This is a genomic window from Derxia lacustris, from assembly GCF_002105195.1.
Classification (GTDB): Bacteria; Pseudomonadota; Gammaproteobacteria; order Burkholderiales; family Burkholderiaceae_E; genus Derxia; species Derxia lacustris.
Genome location: NZ_MUHU01000031.1, coordinates 30,912 through 48,867, shown reverse-complemented (window position 1 = coordinate 48,867; position 17,956 = coordinate 30,912). Strand labels below are relative to the sequence as shown.

Sequence of the window (17,956 nt, the reverse complement as noted above, 5' to 3'; positions counted from 1 at the left end):
CCACACCGGACCCCGACCCAGAAAGACCGCAGGCCATGAACCTCGCCCAGCACGCCATGCCAGCCGACCTCGCCCTCGTCCCCCAACCGCGCGCCGCCGCCCTGCGCGGCCTGCGCCTGCTGCCGCTCGCCCTTGCGGTGGCGCTGGTCACCGGCTGCGCCGTCACGCCCCGGCCGTTCGATGCCGAAGCTACCGCCCATGCCGCCGCCGCCGAGCGCGCCGCGCTGGTCAGCGGCCAGCAGGCGCCCGCCGGCCCGGTCACGCTCGAAGAAGCCCTCGCGCGCACGCTCAAGTACAACCTCGACTACCGCGTCAAGCTGATGGAAGAGGCGCTCGGCCAGCGCCAGCTCGACCTCGCCAATCTCGATCTGCTGCCGCGCATCGTGGCCGGCGCCGGCTATTCGTCGCGCAGCAACGAGCTGGCCTCGTCGTCGGTCGATGTGGTGACCGGCCGGCAATCGCTCGCGCCGTCCTACTCGTCGGAGCGCACCCGGCTGAACGCCGATCTGGGCCTGTCCTGGAACGTGCTCGACTTTGGCGTGAGCTGGTACTCGGCCCAGCAGCAGGCCGACCGCGCGCTCATCCTGCAGGAGCGCCGTCGGCGCGTCGCGCATCAGGTGGTGCAGCAGGTGCGCCAGCTGTGGTGGCAGGCGCTCGCGGCCCAGCGGCTCGAAGCGCCGATCGACAGCCTGCTGAAGAAGGCCAATGTCGCGCTGGCCGATTCGCGCACGGTCGAGGCCGAACGCCTGCGGCCGCCGCTCGAAACCCTGGCCTATCAGCGCCAGCTGCTCGACGTGATCCGCCAGCTCACGCTCATCCGCAACGGGCTGGTGCAGGCCAAGCCGCGCCTCGCCGCGCTCATGAATCTGACGCCGGGGCAGCGCTACGACATCGCGCCGCCGGGGGCGCTGGTCACGCCGGCGCTCGGCATCGATCTGGCGCAGGCCGAGGAACTGGCCTTCGCCAACCGGCCCGAGCTGATCGAGGCGCGCTACACCGAGCGCATCGGCGTGGCCGAGACGCGCAAGGCGGTCGCCAAGCTGCTGCCCGGGCTGGAGCTGAGCGTGGGCGAGCACTACGACAGCAACCGCTATCTGGTGAACCAGGGCTGGGCCGATGCCGGCCTGCGCGTGAGCTGGAATTTGCTCAACGTCTTCAACGCCAGGACCATCCGCGGCGCGGCCGATGCGCAACTGGCGGTGGCGCGCGAGCAGAAGGTGGCGCTCGGCATGGCGGTGCTGACGCAGGTGCATGTGGCCTGGGCCGATTACGAAGGCCGGCTGCGCCAGTTCGAGCTGGAGAGCGATCTGGCCGGCGTCGAGCAGCGCATCCTCAACCAGACCGAGAACGCGGTCGAAGCCAATGCCCAGGCGCGGCTGCAAAGCATTCTGGCCGGCGCCAATGCGGTGCTGTCGCAGCTGCGCCAGTACCAGAGCTATGGCGAATTGCAGAACGCCTACGGCCAGATCGGCGCCACGCTCGGCCTCGATCCGCTGCCGGTCGAAGCCACCGGCCAGGATGTAGCCTCGCTGACCCAGGCCTTTGCCGGCGCCGAATCGCGCTGGCAGAGCAAGCTGGTGGGGACGACGGAGACGAAGTGATGCTGAAAGCAGTACGCGCGGCCGCAGTTGCCGCGCTCATGGCGGCGCCGCTGGCGCCCGCCGCCCAGGCCGCCGAGTTGCCGGCCGACAACCGCATCCGCACCCAGCTGGTGTCGCCCAATGCGGTCACGGTGGCCAGCGAGATCGGCGCGCGCATCGTCGCGCTGCCGGTGCCGGAAGGCGGCAGCTTCAAGCGCGGCCAGCAGCTGGTGAGCTTTGAATGCGGCACCCAGCGCGCCCAGCTCGCCAAGGCCGAGGCTTCGCTCGATGCGGCGCGGCAATTGGTGAAAGTGAATTCGCGGCTGGCCGAGCTCAATTCCATCAGCAAACTCGACGTGGAACAGGCCGAGGCGCGCGCCCGCGAAGCCCAGGCCGAGGTGAGCTACATGCAGACCGTGCTCACCAAGTGCAGCGTGGCGGCGCCGTTTGCCGGCCGCGTGGCCAAGCGCTCGGCGGCGGCCTTCCAGGTGGTGGCGCCGGGCACGCCGATCCTCGACATCGTGGAAACCGGCCAGCTGGAACTGCGGCTGGTGCTGCCGTCCAAATGGCTGGTCTGGCTCAAGCCGGGCAGCAAGTTCTCCATCGACATCGACGAGCTGGGCCGCAGCTTTCCGGCGCACATCGTGCGGCTGGGCGCGCAGATCGATCCGGTGAGCCAGTCGGTCGCCGTGACCGGCGTGGTGGAAGGCGACGGCGCCGCGCTGCTGCCGGGCATGAGCGGCTGGGCCGTGTTCCCGAAATGAACGCGCCCGATCCGCGCCTGGCCGCCGGCGCTGCCGCCGACGCCCGCGCGCGCGAACTCGGCACGCTGCTGCTGCTGATGCGCCGGGCGCGCGAGGCCGAGGCGGAGGACGCGCTCGGCTTTGTAATCGTCAACGAGACGCAGCGGCTGCTGCCCTACCGGCAGGCGGCGCTGTGGCGCGATGGCGCCATCGGCGCACTGGGCCGGGTGAGCGCGCTGTCGGGGCTGGCCGAGACCGATCCGACCGCGCCGTATGTGCAATGGCTCGGGGCGCTGTTCCGCGCGCTGCCGGCGGCGGCCTTGCGCGGCGATGCTTCCTCGGCGGCTGCGGCCGGTGCGGCGGCAAGCCCGGCCGACGCCGCATCTGCCGCATCTGCCGCTGCCGCCGCGCCGCCGCGCCAGCTCGCGCTCACCGCCGCCGATCTGCCGCCCGACCTCGCCGCCGACTGGCCGCACTGGCTGCCGGCGCATGCGCTGTGGCTGCGGCTCGATCCGCCGGGCCGCTTCGGCAGCGGCGCGCTGCTGCTGGCGCGCGACGAGCCCTTCAGCGCCGCCGAACTGCCGCTCGCCACCGAGGCCGCCGCCGCCTTCGCCCATGCCCAGGCGCGCTTTGCGCCGCAGCGCGCGCTGCGCGAACGCGCCGGCGACTGGCTGCGCGCCGGCAAGCGCCGCCGCTGGGCGCTGGCCGCGCTGCTGCTGGCCGCCTGCCTGCCGGTGCGCACCACCGTGCTGGCGCGCGGCGAAGTCGTGCCGCTCGAACCCTTCCTGGTGCGCGCGCCGCTCACCGGCGTGATCGACCGCATCGACGTGCTGCCCAATCAGGCGGTCGAGGCCGGCGCGCCGCTGTTCAGCCTCGACGCCACCGCGCTCGCCGGCCAGAGCGCGCTGGCCGCGCACGCGCGCGACGCCGCCGCCGAAGCCTGGCGCCAGAGCGCCCAGCGCGCCGTCACCGACGACAAGGGCAAGCTCGACATGGCGCTCGACCGCGCCCGCCTCGACGAAAAGACCATCGAGGCCGACACCAGCGCGCGCCAGCTCGGCCGGCTGCGCGTGAGCGCCGCGCGCGCCGGCGTGGTCGTGTTCTCCGACCGCGACGACTGGCTCGGCCGCGCGGTGTCGGTCGGCGAGAAGGTGATGACGCTGGCCGATCCGGCGCATGTGGAGCTGGCGGCATGGCTGCCGGCATCCGAATCGGTGCATGTGGCGCCGGGCACGCGGCTCACGCTCTATCCCAACGCGGCGCCGGGCGAGTCCTACGGCGCGACGGTCACGCGCGTGGCCTATCGCGCCGAGCCGGGCGAGGACGGGATCCTGGCCTTCCGCTTGCAGGCGCGTTTCGACGACGGCGACACGCCGCCGCGCATCGGGCAGGTCGGCACGGCGCGGGTGCAGGGCGACTGGGCGCCGCTCGCCTGGTTTGCGCTGCGCCGGCCGCTGACGACCGCGCGGCAATGGCTGGGGCTGTGAGCGGCGCCGCCAGCCTGCCGGGCGCGGGCCCGACACCTTCGGCGCTCGACCTGGCCCGTGCCGGCATCCCGGTGACCGCCGCCGCACTCGCCGCCAGCCAGCCCCAGCCGCTGCCGCCGCTGCGCGAAGACCTCAGCCTGCATCCCGGCCCGCGCCAGCCCGACGGCTCGCCGAGCTGGACGCTGCACGACCCGGCGGCCAACCGCTTCTACCAGCTCGGCTGGGCCGCGTTCGAGATCGTCTCGCGCTGGCGGCTCGGCACGGCCGAGGCCATCGTCGCCGCCGTCCGTGCGCGCACCACGCTCGACCTCGGCGCCGCCGACGTGAAGGCGGTCGCCGACTTCCTCGCGCGCCACAGCCTGCTGCGCACCGGCACGCCCGAGCACACCGAGCGGCTCATCCGCATCGCGCGCGCGCGCCGGCTCGGCCATGCGATGTGGCTGCTCAAGCACTACCTGTTCATCCGCATTCCGCTGCTGCGGCCCGAGCCGCTGCTGCAACGGCTCGCACCCGCGTTCGCGCTGGTCTGCACCGCGCGCTTTGCGTGGCTGCTGGCGGCCGCCGCCGTGCTCGGCCTCGGCCTCGTGGCCCAGCGCTGGGATGAGTTCACCCACACCTTCGCCGCCTATGCTGGCCTGCAAGGGCTGGTCGGCGTGGGCGCGGCGCTCGGCTTTGCCAAGGTTCTGCACGAGTTCGGCCATGCGCTCACCGCGCGCCGCTTTGGCTGCCGCGTGCCGACGATGGGCGTCGCCTTCCTGGTGCTGGTGCCGGTGCTCTACACCGACACCTCCGACGCCTGGAAGCTGCCGGCGCGGCGCCAGCGCCTGGCCATCGGCGCCGCCGGCATGGCGGCCGAAGGCGTGCTCGCGGTCGCGGCCACGCTGGCCTGGAGCTTTCTGCCCGACGGCCCGCTGCGCGCCGGCATGTTCCTGCTCGCCACCACCACCTGGATCGCCACGCTCGCGATCAACGCCAGCCCCTTCATGCGCTTCGACGGCTATTTCCTGCTCTCCGACGCGCTCGGCCTGCCCAATCTGCACGACCGCGCGTTCGCGCTCGGCCGCTGGGCGCTGCGGCGCGCGCTGTTCGGCTGGAACGACCCGCCGCCCGAGCGCTTTGCGGCGCCGCGCCGGCGCTTTCTCGTGGCCTTCGCGTTCGCCACCTGGGCTTACCGCGCGGTGGTTTTTCTGGGCATCGCGCTGCTCGTCTACCACCTGTTCTTCAAGGCGCTCGGGCTGCTGATGCTGGCGGTGGAGCTGGGCTGGTTCCTGGCGCGGCCGGTGTGGAGCGAGCTGGCCGTCTGGCGCCAGCGCCGCGCCGAGCTGCGCTGGAACGGCGCCACCCGGCGCAGCGCCGTGCTGCTGGCGCTGGCCTTCGCCGCGCTGGTGCTGCCGTGGCAGCGCGATGTCGGCGCGCCGGCGCAGATCGGCGCGCACGAGGCTCAAAGCCTGTACGCGCCCGCGCCGGCCGAAGTCGTCGACGTGGCGGTGCGCGACGGCGCCGAAGTGACCGCCGGCCAGCTGCTCGCCCGCCTGCGCGCGCCTGAACTCGATGCCGAACTGGCCCGCGCCCGCGTGCGCGAAGCCGCGCTGCGCTGGCAGGTCGAGCGCCAGCCGCTCGATGCCGGCCTGCTCGCCGGCGGCGAAGCCATGCGCCGGCAATGGGACGGCGCGCGCGAACAGGTCGCCGCGCTCGAACGCCTCGCGGCCCAGCTGGAGCTGACCGCGCCCATCGCCGGCCGCGTGGTCGACGCCAGCGATGCGCTGCGCCCCGGCACCGTCATCGCCGGCGGCGAGCGGCTGCTCGGCATCGTCGCGCCCGGGCCGCAGCGCGGCGAAGCCTTCGTCGACGAGGTGGCGCTCGCGCGCCTGAATGCCGGCGCGGAAGTCGTCTTCATCGCCGACCGGCCCGAGGCGCGCGCCGTGCATTGCCGGCTCGGCGCCATCGACCGGCTGCGCCTCGCCGCGCTCGATGCGCCGGCGCTGGCGTCGGTGAATGGCGGGCCGATCGCGGTGCAGCGCAGCCGCGACGCGCTGCTGCCGACCGAGCCGCTGTTCCGGCTGCGCTTCGATCAGTGCGATGCGAGCGAGCTGCCGGTGAGCGAGGCGACCGGCACCGCACGCGTGGCCGGCAGCGGCCACAGCCTGCTCGGCCGGGCCTGGCGTGCCGCTTGGGCGGCGGTGTCGCGCGAGGCGGCGCTCTAGGCTGGCGCGGGTGGCCGCTCAGGCGACCCAGTTCTCGCTCAGCAGGCCGGGCACGCGCTCGAACTCGCGCAGATTGTTGGTGACCAGCGTCAGGCCTTCGCTGCGCGCCTGGGCGGCGATGTGCAGATCGTTCACGCCGATCGGCGTGCCGGCCAGCTCAAGCGCAGCGCGGATGGCGCCGTAATGCGCCGCCGCCTTCTCGCCGTAAGGCAGCACCGTGAGCCGGCTGCAGAAGTCGTCGACCACGGCCAGATTGCGCGGCGGATCGGCGCTTTTCTCGGCGCCGTGCATCAGCTCGGCCAGGGTGATGGCCGAGATCGCCATGCGGCCATGCTGCCGGTTGAACAGCTCGCGCACCTCGGGCGGACGGCGCTTGATGACGTGGATGACGATGTTGGTGTCGAGCAGATAGCGCAGCACTGGCGCGCCTCAGAACGCTTCGCGCTCGGGCTGCTGCTGGCTTGCGCGTTCGGCCATGAAATCGTCGGTGGCCGTCACGGCTGGCGTGGCGGCAAAGAAGCTGTCCCACACCGCGTCGGCGGGCGCGATGACCCGCTCGGCGCCCACCACCCGCACCTCGACCCTTTTGACGTTGTCGGGGAAACGGGTATCAGCGGGCAGGCGCACGGCCTGGGTGCGGTTGTTGGTGAAGACAGTGCTCAGGGTCATGAAGCGCTCCGGCTGCTGCGATATACACAGACTATATACACGGCCGCCGAAGCGCGTTCCATCAGCGCTCGACCGTCAGCGCAATCCCCATCCCGCCGCCGATGCACAGACTGGCGATGCCCTTCTTCGCATCGCGGCGCTGCATTTCATGCAGCAGCGACACCAGGATGCGGCAGCCCGACGCGCCGATCGGGTGACCGATGGCGATGGCGCCGCCGTTCACGTTCACCTTGCTCAGGTCCCAGCCCATCTCGTTGTGCACCGCGCAGGCCTGGGCCGCGAAGGCTTCATTGATTTCGAGCAGGTCGAGGTCGGCGGCGCTCCAGCCGGCCCGCGCCAGCGCCTTCTTGCTGGCCGGCACCGGGCCCATGCCCATGATGGCCGGGTCGAGGCCGGCGCTGGCGTAGCTGGCGATGCGCGCCAGCACCGGCAGGTTCAGCTCGGCGGCCTTCTTGGCGGTCATCACCAGCACGGCGGCGGCGCCGTCGTTGATGCCCGAGGCATTGCCGGCCGTGACCGTGCCCGCCTTGTCGAAGGCCGGACGCAGGCCGGCCAGCGCTTCGGCATTGCTCTTGCGGTTGAGGAACTCGTCGGCCGCGAATAGCACCGGATCGCCCTTCTTCTGCGGAATGCTCACCGGCACGATTTCATCGACGAACTTGCCGGCGTCCTGCGCGGCAGCGGCCTTCTGCTGCGAGCCGAGCGCCAGCGCATCCTGCTGCTCGCGCGTGATGCCGTACTTCTTGGCCACGTTCTCGGCGGTGATGCCCATGTGGTACTGGTTGTACACATCCCACAGGCCGTCGTTGATCATGGTGTCGACCAGCTTCCAGTCGCCCATGCGTGCGCCGTCGCGCGAGTTGGGCAGCACATGCGGGCTGGCGCTCATGTTTTCCTGGCCGCCGGCAATCACGATGTCGGCATCGCCGTCACGGATGGCCTGCACCGCCAGCGCCACGGCCTTCAGGCCCGAGCCGCAGACCTTGTTGATGGTGAAACCGGGCACGCCCTGGGGCAGGCCCGACTTGATGATGGCCTGACGCGCCGGGTTCTGGCCCACGCCAGCCGTCAGCACCTGGCCGAGGATGACTTCGCTGATCTGTTCGCCGGCCAGGCCGGTCTTCTGCAGCAGGCCACGGATGACGGTCGCGCCCAGCTCGGCGGCCGGAACCTTGGCCAGCGAGCCACCGAACTTGCCCACGGCGGTTCGCGCGGCGGCGACGATGACGATGTCGGTCATGCTGTTCTCCTATGGTCTCTTCACGATGAATTCAGTGCGGCGCCGCCTCAAGGTCGGTGCCGCCTTCCTGATCTGCCAGTTTGCCGGTTTGGCAAGACGGGCGCCCCGCAACATCGCAATTGCCCGCGTGACCGGCACGCGACGCTGCGGCGCAGCGCGCTAGCATCGCCCGGCCCCGTGTCAGCCACCAATCGGGGTTTGAAGCCATTCGCAACCGCACGTTGCCGCGCCCGGACGCCGCCATGACCGCCTCGCCCCTCGTCAGCCTTCGTCATCTCAGCAAGCGCTACCGGCGCGGCGGCCAGGACGTGCCGGTACTCGACGACATCACGCTCGACATCGCGGCCGGCGACTTTGTCGCGCTGATGGGCCCGAGCGGCTCGGGCAAGAGCACGCTGCTCAACCTGATCGCCGGCATCGACAAGCCCGACGCGGGCGAGCTGGTCGTCGACGGCATCGACATCACGCAACTCGGCGAGAGCGAGCTGGCCGACTGGCGCGCGCGCAACGTCGGCTTCATCTTCCAGTTCTACAACCTCATGCCGGTGCTCGACGCGCGCGAGAACGTCGAGCTGCCGCTGCTGCTCACGCGCCTCGGCCGGGCCGAGCGGCGCGAACGCTGCGACACCGCGCTCGCGCTGGTGGGCCTGGCCGACCGCGCCGGCCACTATCCCAACGAGCTGTCGGGCGGCCAGCAGCAGCGCGTGGCCATCGCGCGCGCCATCGTCACCGACCCGGTGCTGCTCATCTGCGACGAGCCCACCGGCGACCTCGACCGCCAATCGGCCGCCGACGTGCTGGCCATGCTCGGCGAGCTGAACGCGCGGCTCGGCAAGACCATCGTGATGGTCACGCACGACCCGCGCGCCGGCGAGGCCGCGCGCCGCACCACCTACCTCGACAAGGGTCGGCTGTCGGACCGCAACCCGTTTGCCGCGCACTGAAGGACGCCGCGTGTTCTATCTCCGCCTCGTGCTGCGCAACGTGTTCCGGGCCCGGCTGCGCGCCGGCCTCACCATCCTCGGGCTGGTGATCGCCATCCTCGCCTTCGGGCTGCTGCAAACCGTGGTGCGCGCCTGGTATGCCGGCAGCGACATGTCGAGCGCGTCGCGGCTGTTCACGCGCAACTCGATCTCGCTCACCTTCTCGATGCCGCTGTACTACCGCGAGCGCATCGCGGCCCAGCCGGGCGTGACGAGCGTCGGCGTGTCGAACTGGTTCGGCGGCATCTGGCGCGAGCCGCAGAACTTCTTCGCGCAATTCGCGACCGACATCGCGCTGCTGGCGCGCCAGTACCCGGAGTTCGTGTTCGACCCGGCGCAGTACGCCGACCTGATGCGCGACCGCCAGGGCGCCGCCATCGGCCGCGAGCTGGCCGCGCTCTACGGCTTCAAGCTCGGCGACCGCATCACGCTCAAGGGCACGATCTACCCCGGCAACTGGGAGTTCAACGTGCGCGCCATCTACGACGGCCGCGACGACACCGCGATCACGCGGCAGATGTATTTCCATTACGACTATCTCAACGAGACGCTCAAGACGTCCGCGCCGGCGCGCGCCAATCAGGTGGGCGTGTTCGTGGTGCAGATCGCCGACGCCACGGCCGGCGCCGAAATCTCGAAGCAGATCGACGACGGCTTCCGCAGCTCGCTGGCCGAGACGCTGACCGAGACCGAGAAGGCGTTCCAGCTCGGCTTCATCTCGATGGTCGAGACCATCGTGGTGGCGATCCGGGGCGTGAGCTATGTGGTGATCGTCATCATCATGGCGGTGGCCGCCAACACCATGGCGATGACCGCGCGCGAGCGCATCGCCGAGTACGCGACGCTCAAGGCGCTGGGCTTTGCGCCCGGCACGGTGGCGGCGCTGGTCATGGCCGAGGCGCTGCTGCTGGCGGCCATCGGCGCCGCCATCGCGATGGCGCTGCTGGGGCCGGTGGCGCAGGGCTTTCATGCGGCCACGGTCAAGGTGTTTGCCAAGTTCCCGGTGGTGCCCGAGACCTATGCGCTGCAAGCCGCCTGCGGGCTGGCGGTGGGGCTGGTGGCGGGCGCGCTGCCGGCCTGGCATTCGGCGCGGGTACGCATCGTCGACGGGCTGCGCCGCGTGGGCTGAACGCCGCCGGCCGGCGCCGGTCGACGCGCGGGCGGCATCAGGCAAACTCGCGCGCCGCCGTCTTCACCCCTCCCGGACCGCCTCATGACGCCCTTGCGCCTGCGCGCCTTCCTGCTGCTGCATCTGCTCGCCATCGCCGCGCTCGCGGTGCTGGTGTGGCAGAGCAACCGCCTCGTCGACGTGCCGCCCTTCGCCCGCGCGCCGGGCGAGAAGTTCCAGTGCACGTCCTATTCGCCGTACCACAAGCCCGGCCAGACGCCGTTCAACGCCGGCTTTGTGGTGCCGCCCGAGCAGATCGACGAAGACCTGGCCCACCTGTCCGAGATGTTCGGCTGCGTGCGCACCTATTCGGTCGATCAGGGCCTCGACCGCGTGCCCGAGCTGGCGCGCAAGCACGGCATGAAGGTGCTGCTCGGCATCTGGATCGGCCAGGACGATGCCAAGAACCGGGTCGAGCTCGATCGCGCGATCGCGGTGGCCAATGCCAATGCCGACGTGGTGAGCGCGATCATCGTCGGCAACGAGGTGCTGCTGCGGCGCGACCAGCCCGAGTTCCGGCTCAAGGGCTATCTGGATTACGTGCGCGAGCGGACCAAGCTGCCGCTCACCTATGCCGACGTGTGGGAGTTCTGGCTCAAGCATCCGGCCATGGCGCCGGCGGTCGACTTCATCACCGTGCACATCCTGCCGTTCTGGGAGGACATCCCGGTGCCCATCGAGACCGCCATTCCGCATCTGGACGCGACGATGGCCAAGGTCGAGGCGGCCTTTCCGGGCCGCGAACTGATGATCGGCGAGGTCGGCTGGCCGAGCGAAGGCCGACGCCGCGAAGGCTCGGTGCCGAGTCTGGTCAATCAGGCCAGCTTCGTGCGGGCGCTCGCCGCCCACGTCAAGGAAAAGGGCTGGCGCTACAACCTGATCGAGGCCATCGACCAGCCGTGGAAGCGGCTGAGCGAGGGCACGGCCGGCGGCTACTGGGGCTTCTACACGGTCGAGCTGGAGCGCAAGTTCGGCTTCGACGGGCCGGTGGCCAATCGGCGCGATGCGCCGCAGGTAGGGCTGGCGGCGCTGATCGGGCTGGCGATCGGCGCGGGGCTGGCGCTCGGCGGGCTGGGCGCGGCGCGCAAGCTGGGCGCCACGGCGGCCGCTGCCGCGCCGTCGGCGCCGGCGGTCGCGGCAGCAGGCGGGCTGCTGGGCCTGTTTGCCGGCGCGGTGCTGTGGTTGCAGCACGGCCACGCGCTGCTCGCCTACCGCAATCCGGCCGAATGGCTGAGCCTGGGCGCCATCACCGTGCTGAGCCTGCTGCTGGCGCTGCTGGCGGCGCAGGCGCTCGGCCGCGCGGCCGGCGGCGCCGACGACCCCTCGCCCGCCGCCGCTGCCGAGGCCCAGCCCGGCATCGCCGGCGCGGCGCAGCTGGCGGCGCAACGCTCGGCCACGGCGCCCGCCGCGCCGGCGCCGCTGCCGGTCACCGGCGCGGTCGAGGACATGCGCGCCACCACGCCCCTGCAGATGATTGCCCGGCTGCGCGCGCTGATCCTGTTTGGCGCGGCGGTCGGCGCGCTGCTGCTCGCGGTCGATGCGCGCTACCGCGACTTTCCGTGGCAGCTCTATGCCATCGGCGCGCTCGAACTGGGGCTGGCGCTGCCGCTCGCGCTAGGCGCGCGCTGGCCGGCGGCGAGCCGCGCCGAGATCGGGCTCGGCCTGCTGATCGCGCTCGGCGCCGTCGTGCGCTGGGCGGTCGAGCCGACCAATCCGGACGGCGTCGGCTGGATGCTGCTGGGGCTGGTGCTCGGCCTCGGCGGCCTGGGCGGACCGGCTCAGGCGCGCGCCTGGCTCACCGGCGCCAGCGGCCCGCGCAGCACCGCCACGCCGCCCAGCACCGCACCCACGGCCGACAGGTCGTAGCAGTACAGCACCAGCCCGGCCGCGCCGAGGGTCACGGCAATCCAGCCCAGCCCCGGCCGACCGAACACGAAAGCCAGCACACCGGCCGCCAGCGCCAGCCAGCCGAGCCGGTTCTCCATGAACAGCTGCGGAAACGCGGCGCGCGCATCGCAGGCCAGCCCCTCGGCCTGGCGCGCGCAGGCAACGGCCAGCTCGTCGTTCTGCATCAAGCCGTAGCGCACCGCGAGTGCCGCGGCGACCGCCGCAGCCACCACGGCAAGAAGGCGCCACGGGAGCAGGCGCAGGCGGGCGAGGGAAAAGGGCGAGGGCATGGGATTTCGTCTGGGTTTCAGGCCGATACAAACCGGCCGGGGCGGGCTGCGGCAGCGGCGCAACATCGCGCCGCCGCTGCCCGGGCTGGAGCGGCGCGATTGTGCCGAAAGCCCTGATTTATAGTCGCATCCCGCCGTAAGACGGGGCCGTTCCGCCGCCCCGCCGCGACCTCGTTCCGAGACCCGCCACCCGCATGAATCCTTCGATTCCCAAGCCGCGCAGCCGATTCCGCCGCGCGCTGGTCGCCTTCGTGATCGCCGCCGTCGTGTCGGCGCTCAATTTCGGCATCTGGGCCCGCTTCAACCGCGATGCCGTCTTCCCCGACTACGACTCCGGCGAAATCCGCGGCTTCGCCTACAACGCCTACCGGCGCGACCAGGGCCCGATTTCCAAGGTCTTCCCGAGCGATCAGGAGATCGAGGAAGACATCAAGCAGCTCGCCACGCAAAGCTCGCGGCTGCGGCTGTATTCGTCGCTGGAACTGCCGCACATCCTGCGCGCCGCCTCCGACGCCGGCCTGCGCGTGACCACCGGCGCCTGGCTGGCGCGCGACATGGACGCCAACGAGCGCGAACTGGCCGCCGCCATGCAGGCGGTGCGCCGCTACAAGAACATCGACGCCGTGATCGTCGGCAACGAGACCCTGCTGCGCGGCGACCTCACCGTCGCCCAGCTGATCGACTACCTCGACCGCGCGCGCCGCATGACCAGCAAGCCGGTCACCACCACCGAGCCCTGGCACATCTGGCTCAAGTACCCGGAGCTGGCCAAGCATGTGGATGTGATCGGCGTGCATCTGCTGCCCTACCACGAGGGCGTGCCGATCGAGCGCGGCGTCGACCAGACGCTCGACCGCTATTTCGAGCTGCAGAAGGCCTTCCCCAAGAAGCGCATCGTCATCGGCGAAACCGGCTGGCCGAGCAAGGGTCCGGTCATCGGCGCCGCCGTGCCGTCGGTGGAAAACGAGGCGCGCTACATCCGCGAATTCATGACCGTGGCGGCCGAACGCAAGCTCGACTACTACCTGATGGAGGCCTACGACCAGCCCTGGAAGGTCGAAGTCGAGGGCTGGGCCGGGCCCTACTGGGGCATCTACAACGCCGACCGCGACGCCAAATTCCCGCTCGCCGGCAAGGTGCGCGAGGACACCAACTGGGTGAACAAGGCGCTCATCGCCTCGATCGTCGCCTTCTTCCTCATGGCCTTTTCCAGCTACAAGTTCAGCGACTTCCGCTGGGGCGGCCGGCTCACCTTCAGCCTGATGCTGCAAATCTGCGTGACCGGCGCCGTGGTGGCCATTGCCACGCCGGTCGACTACTACCTGTCGACCCGCGATTCGGTCGCGCTGTGGGCACTCATCATGGCTTCGATGGCCACGGTGGCGGTGTTTCTGAGCAATGGCTTCGAATTCGCCGAAGTCATGTACCGCAAGCACTGGAAACGCCAATTCCACATGCAGGAGCCGCTGACCGCCGCCGAAGAACCCTTCGCCTCGATTCATCTGGCCTGCTGCAACGAGCCGCCGGACATGGTCATTGCGACCATCGACAGCCTGGCCGCGCTCGAATACAGCAATTACGAAGTGCTGGTCCTCGACAACAACACCAAGGACCCGGCGCTGTGGAAACCGCTTGAAGAGTATTGCGCCAAGCTCGGCCCGCGGTTCCGCTTCTTCCATTTGGAGAATTGGCCCGGCTTCAAGGCTGGCGCGCTCAATTACGGCCTGAAAGTCACCGATCCGCGCGCCGAAGTGGTCGGCGTGGTCGATGCCGATTACGTCGTCACGCCCAATTGGCTATCCAGCCTGGCGCGCCATTTCGTCACGCCCGACGTGGCCGTGGTGCAAGCGCCGCAAGCCCACCGCGAATACGAGAATCAGCCGTTCCGCCGCATGTGCAATTGGGAATTCGACGGCTTTTTCCGCATCGGCATGCATCACCGCAATGAGCGCAATGCGCTGATCCAGCACGGCACCATGACGCTGGTGCGGCGCAATGCGCTGGATGAAGTGGGCGGCTGGGGCGAATGGACCATTTGCGAAGACACCGAGCTGGGCCTGCGCCTGCTCGAAGCCGGTCTCGATGTGCGCTATGTGGACGAGATTCTGGGCCGCGGCCTGACGCCGAGCGATTTCGCCGCGCTGAAAAGCCAGCGTTTCCGCTGGGCCTTTGGCGCGATGCAGATTCTGAAGGGCCATTTCGCGCGCTTGATCGGCCGCGTGCCGACCAAGCTCACGCTCGCGCAGCGCTATCACTTTCTGACCGGCTGGCTGACCTGGTTTGGCGATGCCTTGCAGGCGGTATTTGCCGGCGCGTCATTGGTCTGGACGATTCTGATGCTGCATGCGCCCAAGACTTTCTCGCTGCCGGTGGTGTCGCTGATTACGCCGGTGGTGGGATTGCTGCTGGTGAAGGCGGTGCTCGGGCCAATCCTTTATCGCGCCCGGATGAAATGCAGCTGGTGGGACATCTTCGGCGCCTCGCTCGCAAGCCTGGGGCTTTCGCATGCAATTGCGCGCGGGATATTTGCCGGGCTGGTCAAGCGCAAGGGCGAATTCGTGCGCACGCCCAAGGGCTGGAAGGAAAAGGGCGGCCTGCTCGCGGCAATTGCGCCGATCCGCGAGGAATTGTGGATGCTGGTCGCGCTCTGGACCGGCGCATTGACGCTGCTTTACATGCGCGGATTCGACAACATGGAAGCGCAGATCTGGGGCGCGATGCTGTTGCTGCAATCGCTGCCGTATCAGGCGGCACTGGGTTGCCAGATTGCGGCGTTGTGGCCGGAGAAGGCGGTGACGGAAACGCCGCCGGTGGAGCCGAAACTGGGGGCGGGGCATTTGGCGGCTTGATTGGCTTGAGTGCCAGATAGCAAAAGGGCGGCAATTGCCGCCCTTTTTCATTTCCGAGTGCCAAGTCGATGGGACATTGCTTTTGCTCGGTTAACCGAGGGGCGACATTCCTCCGTCATTCGAAAGCAGCTCGCGAATCCGCTTCACCATGTCCAGATCCGCCGCCAGATAAGCCTGCTCGCGCAATTCCACCAGCATCGATTCCGGCTCGGGCTGGCCGGCGGCGGCTTCGGTTTCATACACGCAGCGCAGGAACAGCGCGTCTTCCGCGGGCGCCTCGATGGTCATGGTGAGCTGGCTGCGGCCGAAGGCGGCGCTCGCCAGCGCCTCGATGCGCAGCCGGTTTTCGGGCTCGGCGACGACCACGTCGCGCACCGCGAACGGCCCGAAATCGAGCGTGCGGCTCAGGCGCCAGCCGCCGTCGGCGCCGTGCGGCTGGCGTTCGCCGACCTCGGCCGATTCGAGCCCGAGCGCGAACTCGACCGGAAATTCGGCCCGCCGCACCAGGCCGGCCCAGAGCTGGGCCCGCGTGAGCGGCGCGATGAGCGGGTTGGTCGGATCGTTGATCTGGATGAGGTGTTCGTAGCGCATGCGCCGATGCTAGCGCGCCCGCCGGCGCGAGCCGGCGGCGCCTCGCCGGGCGCCCCGCGCCACGCCGTCGCGAAGAAAAATGTAACCACACCGGTGGCACGCCCATTGCTGAACACAAACTTGTACACAAGAAAACCAACCGTCCGTGGAGCGTCCCGTGCCGTCAACCCATCAAACCCGCCTGCCCCCGCTCGACCCGACCCTGGCCCGCACCGGCTACGCCTTCATCACCCTGTTGGCACGACCGCTTTCGGCCATGCCGCCGGCGGCCGATGACGCGCCGCTGATCGGCAAGCGCATCGCGGTCAAGGACAACATCGACGTCGCCGGCCTGCCCACGACCTGCGCCTGTCCCGACTACGCCTACAAGCCCGCGCACCATGCCGATGCGGTCGCGCGCGTTCTGGAGGCAGGCGCGGCCATCGTCGGCAAGACCAATCTCGACCAGTTCGCCTGCGGCCTCAACGGCACGCGCTCGCCGTATGGCGCGGTCGCCAACGCTTTCGACGTGCGCCACATCTCGGGCGGATCGAGCAGCGGCTCGGCGGTGGCGGTGGCGCTCGGCGAGGCCGATCTGGCCTTCGGCACCGATACCGCCGGCTCGGGCCGGGTGCCGGCGGCCTTCAACAATCTGGTCGGCTTCAAGCCCACGGTCGGCGCGGTCAGCACGCGCGGCGTGGTGCCGGCGAGCGCCAGCTTCGACTGCGTGAGCGTGTTCGCGCCCACCGTGGCCGATGCCTGGGATGCGATGTGCGTGCTCTACGACGCCGACGCCAGGCTCGATGCCACGCCACTGCCGGCGCGCCCGCGCGTGGCGATTCCGCAGCAGCTCGATCCGACCGTCTGCGAAGCCAGCCGCGCCGGCTTTGCCGATGCGGTCGATGTGCTGTCGGGCCTGGGCGCCGAGCTGCATCCGGTCGACGACACGCCGCTGGCCGAGGTGGCCAACTGGCTCTACGACTCGGCGCTGGTGGCCGAGCGCTACGAGGCGATCCGCGATTTCTTCGACCAGCGCGCCGAAGCCATCATCGAGCCGGTGCGCGGCATCCTGTCGCGCGGCCGCGAGCAGTCGGCGGCCGATCTGCTTGAAGTGCAGCAAAAGCTTGCCGACGCGCGGCTGCGGCTCAACCGCATCTGGGACGGGCCCGAGGCGCCGGTGGCCTTCGCGGTGCCGAGCGCGCCCTTCCTGCCCACAGTCGACGAGGTGCTGGCCGATCCGATCGAGATCAACCGGCTGCTCGGCCGCTACACCAATTTCGTCAACCTGCTCGGCTGGGCGGCGGTGGCGGTGCCGGCGTCGATCCGCGCCGACGGGCTGCCGTTCGGCATCACGCTGATCGGGCCGGCCGGCTCGGATGCGCGCCTGGCCGAGCTGGCGCAGCGCTTTCATCACGCCGCCGATGCGCGCCATGCGCTCGGCGTGGGCGCGACCGGGCGCGCGCTGCCGCAGGCGCGGCCGCTCGGCTGGCCGGCCGGCATGGCCGGGCGCGGCGAGATCGAGCTGGCGGTGGTCGGCGCGCATCTGCGCGGCCTGCCGCTCAACCATCAGCTGACGGAACGCGGCGCGCGCCTGCTGCGCACCACCCGCACCGCGCCGAATTACCGGCTGCATGCGCTGCCCGGCACGGTGCCGCCCAAGCCGGGGCTGGTGCGCGTGGCCGGCGCCGGCGCCGCCATCGAGGTCGAGGTCTGGGCGCTGCCCGAAGCCACGGTCGGCAGCTTTCTGGCCGGCATCGCCGCGCCGCTCGGCCTGGGCACGCTGGCGCTCGAGGACGGCAGCTCGGTACACGGCTTTCTGTGCGAGGCGCATGCGGTCGCGGCCGCGCCCGACATCTCGGTCTGGGGCGGCTGGCGCGCCTGGATCGAGGGCGGCCGGCTGCTGCCCGGCGGCGAAACCCTGGCCGAACCGGCCGCCGGCAGCGCGGTGACGACGGTCGATCTGCGCGCCACCACCGCCGCCGTGGCCGATGAAGCCATCGCCGGCACCGCCATCAGCTTTGCCGGCGGCGCCGAGCGCTATCCGGTGCAGCCGGGCGCCAGCAGCTACGGCAGCCTGCCGGCCGACGAGCCCACTGGCGCCAGCGCGGCGCGCGCCGCCGCCGTCAATGCCGGGCTCACGCTCAACGGCTTTCTGCTCGGCGCCGAAGCCGAGGCGCGGGTGCGCACCCAGTTCGAGCTGATCGCGCGGCTCTACGACACGCTCGAAGACGAGCCGCTCAAGCCCGGCGATGAGCCGGCGCCCACCTACCGGCCCTGACGCGAGGC

15 protein-coding genes are annotated in these 17,956 nt (G+C 70.7%); 10 read left to right on the top strand and 5 right to left on the bottom strand.

Translation table 11 applies throughout. The features are described from left to right. Nucleotides 1-35 precede the first annotated feature (35 nt). From B9P64_RS19850 to B9P64_RS19835, 4 genes are read left to right on the top strand one after another with little or no spacing between them, the layout of a single operon-like run. The gene (locus tag B9P64_RS19850; protein WP_235840061.1) at nt 36-1,601 is read left to right on the top strand and encodes a TolC family protein; all 1,566 of its coding nucleotides are present in this window, start codon (nt 36-38) and stop codon (nt 1,599-1,601) included. Then, nucleotides 1,601-2,344, top strand: coding sequence for an efflux RND transporter periplasmic adaptor subunit (locus tag B9P64_RS19845; RefSeq protein ID WP_085317905.1), 744 nt, complete (start codon nt 1,601-1,603; stop codon nt 2,342-2,344). Before B9P64_RS19850 ends, B9P64_RS19845 begins: the two co-directional genes overlap by 1 nt. Beyond that, nucleotides 2,341-3,810, top strand: coding sequence for an HlyD family efflux transporter periplasmic adaptor subunit (locus B9P64_RS19840; protein ID WP_085317904.1), 1,470 nt, complete (start codon nt 2,341-2,343; stop codon nt 3,808-3,810). Before B9P64_RS19845 ends, B9P64_RS19840 begins: the two co-directional genes overlap by 4 nt. Continuing rightward, a complete protein-coding gene (locus B9P64_RS19835) occupies nt 3,795-6,014 on the top strand; it encodes an HlyD family efflux transporter periplasmic adaptor subunit (protein ID WP_217808721.1) in 2,220 nt (739 codons plus the stop codon). The genes B9P64_RS19840 and B9P64_RS19835 overlap by 16 nt, the downstream gene beginning before the upstream one ends. Nucleotides 6,015-6,032: 18 nt before the next feature. On the opposite strand, the gene vapC is transcribed toward B9P64_RS19835, so the two are convergent. From vapC to B9P64_RS19820, 3 genes are all read right to left on the bottom strand, one after another. Continuing rightward, nucleotides 6,033-6,434, bottom strand: coding sequence for a type II toxin-antitoxin system tRNA(fMet)-specific endonuclease VapC (gene vapC / locus B9P64_RS19830; protein ID WP_085317903.1), 402 nt, complete (start codon nt 6,432-6,434; stop codon nt 6,033-6,035). Nucleotides 6,435-6,443: 9 nt separating this feature from the next. Beyond that, complete coding sequence (gene vapB, locus B9P64_RS19825; protein WP_085317902.1) at nt 6,444-6,683, bottom strand: type II toxin-antitoxin system VapB family antitoxin; 240 nt, start codon at nt 6,681-6,683, stop codon at nt 6,444-6,446. 61 nt (nt 6,684-6,744) lie between these two features. Next, nucleotides 6,745-7,923 carry an acetyl-CoA C-acetyltransferase gene (locus tag B9P64_RS19820; RefSeq protein WP_085317901.1) on the bottom strand — a complete coding sequence of 393 codons (1,179 nt, stop codon included), beginning with the start codon at nt 7,921-7,923 and terminating at the stop codon, nt 6,745-6,747. Between B9P64_RS19820 and B9P64_RS25815 the strand changes: the two genes are divergently transcribed. The 4 genes from B9P64_RS25815 to B9P64_RS19805 all read left to right on the top strand — a co-directional run bounded on the left by B9P64_RS25815 (nt 7,922) and on the right by B9P64_RS19805 (nt 11,940). After that, nucleotides 7,922-8,086, top strand: a complete 165-nt coding sequence (locus B9P64_RS25815) for a hypothetical protein (protein ID WP_176256908.1) — start codon at nt 7,922-7,924, stop codon at nt 8,084-8,086. The two genes, B9P64_RS19820 and B9P64_RS25815, sit on opposite strands and share 2 nt — an antisense overlap. A 79-nt stretch (nt 8,087-8,165) precedes the next feature. After that, nucleotides 8,166-8,867 carry an ABC transporter ATP-binding protein gene (locus tag B9P64_RS19815; protein ID WP_085317900.1) on the top strand — a complete coding sequence of 234 codons (702 nt, stop codon included), beginning with the start codon at nt 8,166-8,168 and terminating at the stop codon, nt 8,865-8,867. 10 nt (nt 8,868-8,877) lie between these two features. Continuing rightward, a complete protein-coding gene (locus tag B9P64_RS19810; RefSeq protein WP_085317899.1) occupies nt 8,878-10,035 on the top strand; it encodes an ABC transporter permease in 1,158 nt (385 codons plus the stop codon). Between the two features lie 84 nt (nt 10,036-10,119). Further along, entirely contained in the window at nt 10,120-11,940 is a 1,821-nt protein-coding gene (locus B9P64_RS19805) for a glycoside hydrolase family 17 protein (protein ID WP_139826423.1), read from the top strand. On the opposite strand, the gene B9P64_RS19800 is transcribed toward B9P64_RS19805, so the two are convergent. Beyond that, entirely contained in the window at nt 11,853-12,251 is a 399-nt protein-coding gene (locus B9P64_RS19800; protein ID WP_085317898.1) for a hypothetical protein, read from the bottom strand. The two genes, B9P64_RS19805 and B9P64_RS19800, sit on opposite strands and share 88 nt — an antisense overlap. Before the next feature lie 194 nt (nt 12,252-12,445). On the opposite strand from B9P64_RS19800, the gene B9P64_RS19795 reads away from it, so the two are divergent. Next, complete coding sequence (locus tag B9P64_RS19795) at nt 12,446-15,100, top strand: glycosyltransferase (protein WP_085317897.1); 2,655 nt, start codon at nt 12,446-12,448, stop codon at nt 15,098-15,100. 90 nt (nt 15,101-15,190) lie between these two features. On the opposite strand, the gene B9P64_RS19790 is transcribed toward B9P64_RS19795, so the two are convergent. Next, nucleotides 15,191-15,691 carry an AtaL-like protein gene (locus B9P64_RS19790; RefSeq protein ID WP_085317896.1) on the bottom strand — a complete coding sequence of 167 codons (501 nt, stop codon included), beginning with the start codon at nt 15,689-15,691 and terminating at the stop codon, nt 15,191-15,193. 157 nt (nt 15,692-15,848) lie between these two features. Between B9P64_RS19790 and atzF the strand changes: the two genes are divergently transcribed. Continuing rightward, nucleotides 15,849-17,948: an allophanate hydrolase gene (gene atzF / locus B9P64_RS19785; RefSeq protein WP_139826422.1), complete on the top strand. Its 2,100-nt coding sequence runs from the start codon at nt 15,849-15,851 to the stop codon at nt 17,946-17,948. The last annotated feature ends 8 nt before the right edge of the window (nt 17,949-17,956 follow it).